This is a genomic window from Citrobacter sp. CK180 (assembly GCF_030333655.1).
Classification (GTDB): Bacteria; Pseudomonadota; Gammaproteobacteria; order Enterobacterales; family Enterobacteriaceae; genus Citrobacter_B; species Citrobacter_B koseri.
In genome coordinates this window covers 72,140-84,288 of record NZ_JAOWFM010000053.1, presented here as the reverse complement: position 1 = coordinate 84,288, position 12,149 = coordinate 72,140, and the positions used below count along the sequence as shown (strand labels likewise).

The window sequence follows — 12,149 nt, the reverse complement described above, 5'->3', positions numbered from 1 at the left end:
ATTTGCTAGTCGATGCGTTGGGGCGAATGGTGTCTTTTTAATGTTTTGCCACGTATCAATGCGGCGTTTTGAATAATGGTAAAATTATGAATAAAGTGTTTAAAGTCATCTGGAACTCCAGGCTGAATATATTTGTCGTGGCATCTGAATTAGCGCGTGGTTATTGTAAAAGCACGGCCGGGAGCACCAGTTTTGGCAGTCTTTTAAAATACCCATTAATGAGTGCGCTGGCTGTTTCGATTTCGTGTATTTTAACGACTGGCACATTCGCCGCCGATTTACAGGTTTATGATTTCTCTCCTCAGGATCCGTTTGAAGAGATTATTTCTGGTTCCACGCATTTGACAGGCGGTTTTTCTGGAATACAGCGAGGAGAAACAGGATATACCTGGACAACGCTTGGTCAGGCCAGAGAGGATGGGTTAATTACTGGCGATTCCGGGCAATGGGTGGATAAAGATATCTTCCGTATGGGCTCGCAGACCAAATCTATAAATTACACCGACCCCGTTACCGGTAGCACGGTAACGATGAAAGTTTATGATAACAATGATATGCAGACCGAAGCGGCCAAAGATTTCCGGGTTGTCGTTTCTCAACCCGTCGGAAAAGATGGTCAGTATGTCGATCGTAATTTGTATCAGGTTGGGGCGGGCGCTTCTCTTGATGTCGATGTCGGTCAGAAAACGGGGAATTGGGTCGGTGCTGCGGATAACCAGTTCAACGTTATCATGAAAAGTTCGGTAAATACGCAAAACTTATCGTCTGCTTATCATGTCACTAATGGCGGCAGCCTTAACTACCAGTCTAAAACAGTCGTTCAACTGGGGAATAGTGATAACAATATAAAAGACGCCAGCAATGCACTGGCATGGATGACGGCGGCTGATTTTGTTGGTGAGTTTGACAGCGTTATTGGTAAGCAGAATATTACCAACATTGATGAGTTCAAGGCGTATAACGATGCGTTGATTCAGGCGCTCCAGGATGGGCAAATTCAGCTAACGGAGGCGCAATATGCTGATGAACTGAATAAAGCCAGGGATACCTCACTGCACGGGATCTTCGCTGATACGGGGAGTATTGCGGCTGATGATGCCATCAGAGCCTTTGTTAACAGGGATGCGGTATCCTATATTCATGGCGTGGGCAGCGGCACCAATGTGGTTATCGATAAGGATGCCAACATTCAGTTAGTGGGATCGGATGCTACGGTTGTTAACCTGGAAAATGGCGCCAGACTGACAAACAACGGCACCCTTGGTACCGCAGGTAATACTTATCGCGGCGCTTATATCATTGCTGCGAGAAATACGTCTTTTGTTGATAACAACGGCGTTATTGATGCGGGCACGAACCCCGAAATGGCGGATTTTTTCTCAAGTGGGGCGGCGGGCGTAGCGCAAGGTGCGCATACTGCCATTCTGGCTAATGGTTCCTCTGTAATTAATAACAACAGCAGCGGCGTGATAAATGTTGCGGCCAGAGGTAACTATTATGGTAATACCGGCGTGTTGATGAGCGGTAATGCCACGCTTAATAATGATGGTGCTATTAATATTGCAGCGAGTAATGAGGCGAACAGTATATTAGGTAATGGTGCCAATATCGGCGTCGTTACCCAACAAAACACCACCTTTAATAACCGGGGCACATTGTATATTGGTCGCCTGGCGCAGCGTGCACCTGATGATGCAAACACGGATATCGCGATCAAGCAGCAGTCAATTGGGGTTCATCTGTACGGTAATGGTACTTATAACGGTTCCGATACTTCACAGATTATTATTGGCAGTAAAGTCCAGAATGCGACAGCGATTGATGTTGGCGGGAATGCAACTCTCGATCAAAAAGGGAGCATTAATATCAATGGTGCTGTAACCGGGGAGTCCGTTTCTTCGAATATTGGTATTATTGCACGCGCAGGAACCCAGGCCGCTAAAGTCGTTCATGATGGCATCATTAATCTGAACGGCCTGAACAGTACCGGGATACAGGTGCTGGAAAATGGTCAGATAACCAGTTCGGGCACGATTAATATTAATGGTGGACTGGACCCAGTAACCCACTATGCCAACTATGGTATTTACGTCCAGGGTGAAAAGGCGCTGGCAATATTGTCTGGCACCGTAAATTTAAGTGGCGATGGCGCTATTGGGGTTCATGCGCGTGATAAAGGTGAAATTGATGTTACCGAGAATGGTACTGTCAATTTCAAAGATGGCGTTAATCAGACGGGCTATTATATTTTTGGCGCGGGTTCTACTATCAAAAACGCGGCCTCCAGCGTTCAGGACGCGTCAACCCAGAATGCCACGCTGTACCGCGTTGACGGAGGCGCCAGCTTCTATGGTTCTGCCGATAGCTCAGCGCAGCTAAACGCTTCTGGTGATGGCGCAACGATTATTCGGACAACCGGTGCTGGTAGCCACTTTGATTCCGGTAAACTTGCTCTTAGCGTCACGGGGACAGGAGCGACGGGCATCCGAATTGAAGGAGGCGCGACGGGCGAAATTACCTCGGATGCGGTTATTGTCAGGGTGGCCGGGAAAGATACCACTGCCGGCATTGTTGATGGTAACTATTACAACCTTGATGGCTCCGTTAATGATGCGCAAAAAGGTGACTCCGTATTAACCAGTTATGCGGTGCTGGAGACAGCAAACACGGCAGACGGCGCATTTGGCTACATCGCCAGAAATGGCGGCCGTCTGATCCATGAAGGCTCGATTAATTTCACGGCTGACAACAGTACCGGGATACTGGTGGATGGCGGGATCCTGGAAAACCATTCTGATGTCACTGTGAATGGCGTGGCGGTTAATATTCAGGGCGCTAACTCAGAGGTGACCAACAGTGGCGTGGTGACCGCAACGGATGGCCAGGCTGCCTATCTGGTTGGGAACAACGCCACGCTGGCGCTGAATGGTAACGGTGAAACCCGGGCGGCGGGCACCGCTCACGGGATCTTACTGGATACTGGCGCGAAAGGCCTGACGGTTGATGGTGCGACTATCACAATGGATAGCGCTGGTAGCGGCAACGCAATTGAAAACAAAGCCGCGATTAGCGGTATTCAGTTGAAAAATACCACGATTAATGTCGGTAATGGCGTGGGTGTTCACACCGGCGCATCGATGGCGCAAACCAACTCCGGCACGATCAATATTAATGGCAGCGGTACAGGGATACTGTTTGAGAACGTGGCTGATGGCTCTGACACCGATCAGACGCTGGATATGTCTGACTCCAGAGATCTGGTGATCAATGTGAACGGTGCTCAGGGGAACGGGATTATTACCCGAGCATCCACCGACCTGAAAACCGGTGCCAGCGTTAACGTCCTGGACAGTGACGGGAAATCAGCGCTGGTTGTCCAGGGGACGACGAAGAATGTAGAGCAATCCGGCAAACTGATCTCGGTGTCTGACAAGGCGGCGGTGGTCGATTTGAATAACGGCGTACTTGAGAGCTTTATCAATAAAGGCGATATCCTGGCGCTGGATGCCAGCCACACTGCGCTGGAAATGAACAGTGGTAACGGGATTACCTTCACCAATGCCAGTGGGGCAAATATTGTCGGTCAGGTGAATCTGCTTAATGGCGACAATACGGTGATCCTTGAATCAGGAAGCACTGCGACTGACATTACCAGCGGCAGCGGCAAAGATAACTTCATTCTGAAGAATATCAGCGAGAATGAAAGCGGCTCATTGTTCACGTCATTAAATGGCGGCAGCGGCGACGACACATTACAGCTTGAGAATTCGTCATACACTTTAACCCGTGCTGATGCCATTAACGGCATGGAGCATATTGCGCTGGCGAATAATTCTGTTTTTACCCTCGACAACGTTGCACTGGGGCTGGGTGACGACGAACTTGATGGCGCGGGAACCGGATACACCATTGACGGTTCCAGCCAGCTTAGTATTAAGAATACGGCGGATGTGACTTTTAAAAGCCATCTTGCCGGGACGGGAGTTGTTGCCGTTGATACGGCGAATAACCACTTCAACTTTGATGCTAATAATGCCGCAGATGGTTTTGCCGGTACGCTGGCGCTTACTAACAGCCGTTTTGAACTTGACGGTCTGAATACTCAGGCGCTTAGCAACGCTACGCTGCAAGCTGGAAATGGCAGCATTACCCATGTCGGCAGCGGCGAGCAGAATATCGGCGGTCTGGATTTCAAAGGGGGGACCGTACAGTTTGACGGCGTAACTCCGGGTAACCCAACGGCTTTAGGAACGATTCACGCTGGCGCGATGGATCTCTCTGGTCGCGGTACGGTTCAGGTTGACAGCGGAACGGTCAGTAACGATCGTCCTCAGGCTGATACGCATCGTCCAATACTGGAACAGGATGACGCGCAGGCATTGATTAAACTGGCGACCTCTGACACCGCCGTTCAGGGGGGCGCCGGTAACCTGGTGCTGAAAGATAAAGACGGTAATGTGATCAGCGATAGCATCACTGCCGATATCGCCCAGAATGGCGCGGTGGTGGCGAAAGGAACGTATGACTATCGTCTGACCGGCGGTGACAGTGATGACGGACTTTATGTCAGCTATGGCCTGACCCAGGTCGATTTGCTGGGTAAAGACGCCGATGCGCTTATCCTTGATGCGAACGGGAAAAGCGGCAACGCGGCTGACCTGAGCGCCAGAGTGACCGGCAGCGGCGATCTGGCGTTTGACAGCCAGAAAGGCCAGACGGTGACGCTGTCGAATATGGATAATGATTACAGCGGCGTCACCGATGTGCGCAGCGGTAATCTGGCGATGCTGAACGATAACGTGCTGGGAAATACCCGCGAACTGAAACTGGCTGGCGATACCGGGTTTGATATGCGCGGTCATTCACAAACCATCGGCAAGCTCACGGCTGAAAGTGGCTCTCTGACCGATTTGAACGGCGGTCATCTGACGCTGACAAACGGCGGTGAAGCGTCTGGCGTACTGACGGGCGACGGGGAGCTCACCGTTGCAGGCGGAACCCTGAATGTCTCCGGGGCGAATACGGGGCTGAAGGCGACGACCACGATTGCTCAGGGCGCGACGGCGGTGCTGGATAATACGCTGGGGCTGGGAACCGGAGATATTGTTGCCGCCGGGCTGCTTAATCTGAGCAACGCCACGGGCGTGCTGTACAACAGCATCAGCGATGCCGGGAAAGTCGCACTGGATGCCAGTGATGTGGTGCTTGCTGGCAACAATAGCCATTTTGCCGGGACCTTCGACATCGACAACGACTCCACGCTGACGGCCTCTTCCGCGCAGCAGTTAGGCACCTCCGCGATTCAGAATGCCGGTAAGTTTGTGCTGAACACTCACGAAAACTGGTCGCTGGAGAACGGTGTTACAGGTAGCGGGAGCGTGGTGAAGAATGGCAGCGGCAACGTCACGCTTAGCGACAGCGCCCAGTGGACCGGCGCGACGGATATCAATGCCGGTGGTCTGACTCTGGGCAGCGCGGATAACGCGTTCACGCTGGCCAGTCATCAGGTCAATATCGGGAAAGACGGGCGCTTATCCGGGTTTGGCGGCGTAGCCGGAAATATGGCTAACCAGGGCACGTTATTGATTGGCGATGACGTCAGCGCGGCTCGCAGAGCGGCTTCTTCACCTGTCAGCTTTACCGTAGGCGGCAATCTGACGAACAGCGGCGATATCTGGACCGGAAGCAAAGGTAAAGATGCCGGTAATCAGCTTGTGGTAAACGGGAACTATCAGGGAGATGGCGGTCATCTTCATCTGAATACCGCGTTGAATGATGATAATTCCGTCACGGATAAACTGATTGTTAAAGGAAACACCTCTGGCACAACCGGCGTCAGCGTGACGAATGCTGGCGGTTCTGGCGCGCAGACGATCGATGGCATTGAAGTGATTCATGTTGATGGTCAATCCGACGGTGAGTTTACGCAGGACGGCAGGATTGTGGCCGGGGCGTATGATTATTCACTGGCTCGTGGTCAGGGCGACAACAACGGTAACTGGTATTTAACCAGTCATAAGACAGATCCAAATCCGGGGCCGGGCCCGAAACCTGAACCTGATATCCGTCCTGAACCGGGCTCCTGGACAGCTAACCTGGCGGCAGCCAATACGCTGTTTGTCACGCGGCTTCACGATCGTCTTGGCGAAACGCAGTACATTGACGCGCTGACGGGCGAGAAGAAAGTCACCAGCATGTGGATGCGTCAGGCGGGCGGGCATAATGCCTGGCGGGACAGCTCCGGTCAGCTTAAAACCCAGAGTAACCGCTATGTGATGCAGGTAGGGGGCGATATTGCCCGCTGGAGCGGCGACGGACTGGATCGCTGGCACCTTGGCGTCATGGCCGGATATGGACACAACAGCAGCAACACGCGCTCCTCATCGACAGGGTATCGCTCTGACGGTTCCGTGAACGGCTACAGCGCCGGGGTGTATGCAACGTGGTATGCCAATGATGAAACGCATCAGGGCGCTTATCTGGATTCATGGGCACAGTACAGCTGGTTTAATAACAGCGTCAAAGGCCAGGATATTCAGAGCGAATCGTACAAATCCAAAGGGATCACCGGGTCGCTGGAGCTGGGGTACACCCACAAGCTGGGTGAATTTGCAGGAAGTAAGGGCTCTAAAAATGAATGGTTTATCCAGCCGCAGGCGCAGGCTATTTGGATGGGCGTCGAAGCTGACGATCATCGTGAATCGAATGGCACACGTATCAGCGGTGAAGGGGACGGCAACGTTCAGACCCGACTGGGCGTACGTACTTTCCTGAAAGGCCACAGCGCGATTGATGAAGGCAAAGCGCGCGAGTTCCAACCGTTTGTGGAAGTGAACTGGCTCCACAATACGCGCGACTTCGGCACAAAAATGGATGGTGTCAGCATCCGGCAGGAAGGCGCACGTAATCTGGGTGAAATAAAAACGGGCGTTGAGGGACAAATTAATCCACAACTCAATGTCTGGGGGAATGTCGGCGTCCAGCTGGGCGATAAAGGATACAATGACACCTCAGCAATGATAGGGATTAAATATAACTTTAAATAGCAGAAAGGGGGCGTCGTGCCCCCTTTTTCTGTCGTGAGTTCTCATCTTTATAACATTAAAAAACAATTTTCTTCAGGAAGAATAGAGTGAGGGATGAATGATTGTAATCTCAGAAAATAGTTTTTTCCATCTTGGGGTTAGCGCATTAGTAGAAAGAATGGCATTGAATACCACCCGTAATTTGATTGTGTTTGATACGGGGCGCGATTGTCTCTATATGCTTGATACTGAAGAGGCAAAGATGCCTTTTTTCCATGAACCGATTTTGATTTTTTCACATTGTCGGCGTATTTATCTCACCGAGAAAAACAGAAAATTCAAAATCGAAACGCTGCTATCAAAAACGAAATCTCATCCCGCTGTCAGACGGAAGCGAGAAGTATTAACCGTAAGTGAGTTACGGGTCATAAAAAAAGTTTGTCAGGGGATCAGTCAACGACGAATTGCAGAACAGTTCAAGGTCAGCGAAAAGACGATCAGTAATCAAAAAATGAACGCCTTGCGAAAGCTGAGCATCAATAAAACAACAAAGTTTTTCGTTGAGTATCTGGCCTGGCTGAGATTGTGGCATGAGTATGTTGAGTATAAAAACAATCAAATGCGAAAACCGGTTAAACTCTCTGTCATCACGCCTGAAACCTTTACAAAAAGGCGGAGTGAGGTTTTAATAGAGGTTTAATCTACGTAAGCCAGGATGACAATGAGTCTTTCTTATATTTAAAGGGACTTTTACAGAACTCAATGAAACAACATGCTGGGGGATTGGTGGGAAACAAGCTAGTTTTTGTGATCGTATTCTTAACCATCACTATAACCGGCATGGTGACTTTTTGGCTGGGTGCGTCCAGCCGGGTAGATAATGACAAAAGAGCATTAATCCAGCGCGTAGATTCGCTGCTGTTTGAAGCGAAACAGATATCAGATTCGTTGACCGCTCATTTAACAGAACGCTGCTCAGATGAAACGGTGCGTATGCTGACGAAACAGATACACCGTTATCCGCATATTGGGGGCATTTTCCTGTTGCAGGATTCGCAGGTATATTGCTCATCCGGGATGGCAAAACCTGAACTCAGCAATTTAACCGCAGGGGAGAACGGTAATCGGCTATTTTTAGTTGATGAAACGCCGGCATTTCGCGGGGAGCCTGTATTAGCCTACGTTACTGTGAGAGGAAATAACGCAATAGTGGTGACGATCAGTACCTACTGGTTTAAGTCGCTGCTTGCAGACAGTCGTTTACTTGTTAACGTGAATGGAAATATTCTCTCCGATGATAAGTTAATCAGTACAAACAGTATTGATTTTCAAAACTCCGCCTGGCAACAATCTAATATGTTTGATTATCAGGTAATGGAATACCCGGAACATACGGGCATTGCTTCTGTTCTTAACTTTATTTTTATTCTCTTTTTATCCGCAGCGATTGCCGTCCCTGCCGCTTTTCTGTTTAACTATACGCTACAACGAATCGCGATGTCCCGGTATATACAACTTCGCCGGGGGCTGCGCAAACAGCAGTTCGTTCCTTATTACGAACCCGTCATGAATTGTGCTTCCGGGGCATTATATGGAGCAGAAGTGGTCATGCGATGGAAGAAGGGGAACGATACATCCGTTATTAATGAAGAGATTATCTCTCTGGCAAATAAAACCGGGATGATATCTCCATTAGTTAACTTCATTTTACGACAAGTGGAAAAAGATATACTCTCTTTACGCCTCAGACTGCCGAGAACATTCTACATTAATTTCCGACTTAGTGAATCGATGATCGCTATGCCAGAACTTATTGATTCGTTTGTTGAGTTTCAAAAACGCTTGCCCAGCGATGTAAAACTGACGCTGGAATTTCCTGAGGTTGTTTATCGTGATACAACGCTTGAGTTTGATTCAGTTCTCAGGAGGTTACGTGTCGAAGGCATTAAAATTAAAATGAGCTCCTTATTTTTAGAACGTTTAAATGCTGACCGTAATTTATATCTTCCGGTTGATGCTGTCAGAATTGAAAAGTCAGTTACCGGATTAATTTCGGACTCCAAAGAACCTGTCGCGAGTGTTGATGATATTATTCGTTCGGCGGTAAATAAAAATTATACGATTATCGCGGATGGTATTGAAAATGATCAGCAGTACCACTATTTATCACTGCGCGGTGTCGTTTTACAACAGGGGAATTACTGGTCAATGCCATTGTCCAGTTTTCATTTAATGCAGTATATTATTCAGAGCGATAAAGTATTACTGTGTTAATTTCTGATAATAATGCGAAATTTATCGATATATCATGCGCATATTACCCGGAGTAATATGCGCATGTATATATCAGGACTTAAGTTGTAGCGCGATCTCAACCACATATTTACCCTGGTGGCGAGCGATATCCAGTTCACGACTGTCACGAATGACCCATCACGGATTACCGCCATTGCTGAATGTTTTTTATTCGTCAGCCGTCTTTTTCTGCACGTCCAGCCAGGCCACGAGCAGAAAGCCGCCAACAAGACCCAGATGCTCAAAAAATGCGTTGGCGGTGCTGAATCTCTCCATGCCTGCCGGAAGTTCCCAAAAGCGCAGCGCCAGGAACGTCGCGACAAGGGTGAACCCCGCCAGTGCCAGCGAAGCAAGCCAGCGCAGGCAACCCGTCAGGATCATGATTGACGCGCCCAGCTCCAGCGCAATAACCAGCGCGGCAAACAACGGCGCAGGAGACAGGCCGAAATGGTTCATCTCGCCGATAGCGCCCTGAAAATCCAGCAGCTTATTGATCCCGCCCTGCAAGTAGGCCGCGCATAGCCCGAGATAAGCCAGCCAACGGCATACCGCCGCCCCGATAAGGGGGCGAACGGCATGCGTCAGACGTTGTGAAAATGTCATGTCAGGTTCCACGGTCAGACAGCCCAGCAGGAGCAGCCAAGCGCGCCAAAGAACCCTTTCAGATCCGATACCGGCAGGCTGGATGTCCATGCGCCAGCATGATCGTGCCCGTGCAGGCCGCAGCCGTGAGAGCAACCGCAGGAGGCCATCGCCATTTGTCGTACGGCAAGCGAGTTTTTCCCCGCGCCTTCTGGCTCTCCCCATGCGGCGTAGCCTTTGAAGGTGCGCGTTGGCGACCAGTCCGGCATCGCGGGTGGGACAGGATTGTCATCCAGGGATTCGAAAGGACCCGCCCCCCAGACGATTTTTCCGCCCACCATCGTTAATTCTGAAGACAGGAAGGAGATCTCATCCTCGGCGCAGGCAAAAAAGTCTTTGTCCGGCACAATGAGGTCAGCGAACTGACCGGCCTGAATACGGCCTTTTTTACCTTCTTCATTGGAGAACCAGGTGACGTTCTCCGTCCACATTCGGAGCGCTGTTTCCCGATCCAGACAGTTACGACGCGGATAAAGCTGCATGCCTCCCACGGTTTTCCCGGTGATCATCCAGGCGAGAGAAACCCACGGGTTATAGGATGCTACGCGGGTGGCATCCGTACCGGCGGACACTTTCACCCCTTTTTCCAGCATACGGGCAATAGGCGGCGTGGCTTCCGCAGCGCCGGCACCGTAACGCTCAACGAAATATTCGCCCTGATATGCCATACGGTGCTGAACCGCAATACCACCGCCTAACGCCGCGATACGATCGATTGAACGCTCAGAAATTGTTTCGGCGTGGTCGAAGAACCAGTTAATCCCTTCAAGCGGGATATCCTGATTGACCTTCTCAAAAACATCGAGGGCGCGAGAAATGGTCTCGTCATAGGTGGCATGCAGACGCCAGGGCCAGCGGTTTTCCGCCAGAATGCGAACAACTTCTTCCAGCTCGCCTTCCATTTCCGGCGGCATATCCGGTCGCGGCTGGCGGAAGTCTTCGAAATCCGCCGCTGAAAATACCAGCATTTCACCGGCGCCGTTATGGCGGAAGTAGTCGTTACCCTGTTTGTAGGTGACGGAGCGGGTCCAGTTGAGGAAATCCTCTTTCTCTTCCTGGGGTTTTTGCGTGAAGAGGTTATAGGCCAGGCGCACGGTCATCAGATTTTCATCTGCAAGTTTCTGAATAACGGCGTAGTCATCGGGGTAATTCTGGAATCCGCCACCGGCGTCGATGACACCGGTTACGCCCAGACGATTCAGCTCACGCATGAAATGGCGGGTGGAGTTAACCTGGTAGTCAAACGGCAGTTTGGGGCCTTTGGCCAGCGTGGCATAAAGGATGCCTGCGTTGGGGCGTGCCAGTAATAATCCGGTAGGATTGCCTTTCGCATCGCGGGTTATCTCGCCTCCGGGTGGTTCCGGCGTCTCTTTTGTATACCCGACGGCACGCAAAGCCGCGGCGTTCAGGAGCGCGCGGTCATAGAGATGCAGCAGAAACACCGGGGTGTCCGGCGCAATGGCGTTGATCTCTTCGATGGTTGGCAGACGCTTTTCCACAAACTGATGTTCAGTAAAACCGCCAACCACGCGAACCCACTGCGGTGCCGGGGTGATGGCCACCTGCCGACGCAACATATCCATCGCGTCAGCCAGCGAACGTACGCCATCCCAGCGAAGCTCCATATTGTAATTAAGCCCGCCGCGTACTACGTGCGTGTGGTTATCAATCAGCCCGGGTAATACCCGTTTGCCTTTCAGGTCGACGACTTTGGTTGCCGGACCTGCGAAGGCCATAATTTCAGCGTCGCCGCCAACCGCGAGAAACTTCCCGTCTTTGACTGCGACGGCGCTGGCGGTTGGGTTGCTTTTATCGAGAGTGGTAAACAGACCATGATGCAGAATAACGTCTGCGACAACATGTTGTGTCATGAGCGTTTCTCCTCTGAGGAATGACTGTCTTCAGCTGCCTGGCGGCCGGGGAGCTGCCCGAAGATATGGCTGATGGCATGTGTTTTGGTACAGGCTGAAGAAAAGGCTGTGCCGGACAGAAGTTGTTTGCCTACCGGAATAACTTGTTCGCCGACCAGCATTCCCAGCAAGCCAAGGAGGGCTATCAGCGGTGGGGCGGGGGAGCGGACATTCAGCAAACTGTAAATAATGCCGACAAGAAGTCCGGCACCCAGAGAAAGGATATACATTTTCATGCGGACCTCATCAGGACAGGCGCAATGCGTGTTGCATTACG

Annotated in this window: 6 protein-coding genes; 3 read left to right on the top strand and 3 right to left on the bottom strand. The window is 50.9% G+C overall.

What is annotated here, in order from left to right; translation table 11 throughout:
• Positions 1–86: 86 nt before the first annotated feature.
• The 3 genes from OGV50_RS16220 (at position 87) to OGV50_RS16210 (ending at position 9,299) form a co-directional block, all read left to right on the top strand.
• Entirely contained in the window at positions 87–7,046 is a 6,960-nt protein-coding gene (locus OGV50_RS16220; RefSeq protein WP_200090858.1) for an autotransporter outer membrane beta-barrel domain-containing protein, read from the top strand.
• Positions 7,047–7,143: 97 nt separating this feature from the next.
• A complete protein-coding gene (locus OGV50_RS16215; protein WP_047462248.1) occupies positions 7,144–7,725 on the top strand; it encodes a LuxR C-terminal-related transcriptional regulator in 582 nt (193 codons plus the stop codon).
• Between the two features lie 62 nt (positions 7,726–7,787).
• Positions 7,788–9,299, top strand: coding sequence for an EAL domain-containing protein (locus tag OGV50_RS16210; RefSeq protein ID WP_200003467.1), 1,512 nt, complete (start codon positions 7,788–7,790; stop codon positions 9,297–9,299).
• Between the two features lie 189 nt (positions 9,300–9,488).
• Here OGV50_RS16210 and OGV50_RS16205 read toward each other — a convergent pair whose 3' ends face one another.
• From OGV50_RS16205 to OGV50_RS16195, 3 genes are read right to left on the bottom strand one after another with little or no spacing between them, the layout of a single operon-like run.
• A complete protein-coding gene (locus OGV50_RS16205) occupies positions 9,489–9,923 on the bottom strand; it encodes a DoxX family protein (RefSeq protein WP_049008221.1) in 435 nt (144 codons plus the stop codon).
• Between the two features lie 14 nt (positions 9,924–9,937).
• Positions 9,938–11,833 (bottom strand): amidohydrolase, encoded by a 1,896-nt coding sequence (locus OGV50_RS16200; RefSeq protein ID WP_012131414.1) that lies wholly within the window; start codon positions 11,831–11,833, stop codon positions 9,938–9,940.
• Complete coding sequence (locus OGV50_RS16195; protein ID WP_012131415.1) at positions 11,830–12,108, bottom strand: XapX domain-containing protein; 279 nt, start codon at positions 12,106–12,108, stop codon at positions 11,830–11,832. Before OGV50_RS16195 ends, OGV50_RS16200 begins: the two co-directional genes overlap by 4 nt.
• Between the last annotated feature and the right edge of the window lie 41 nt (positions 12,109–12,149).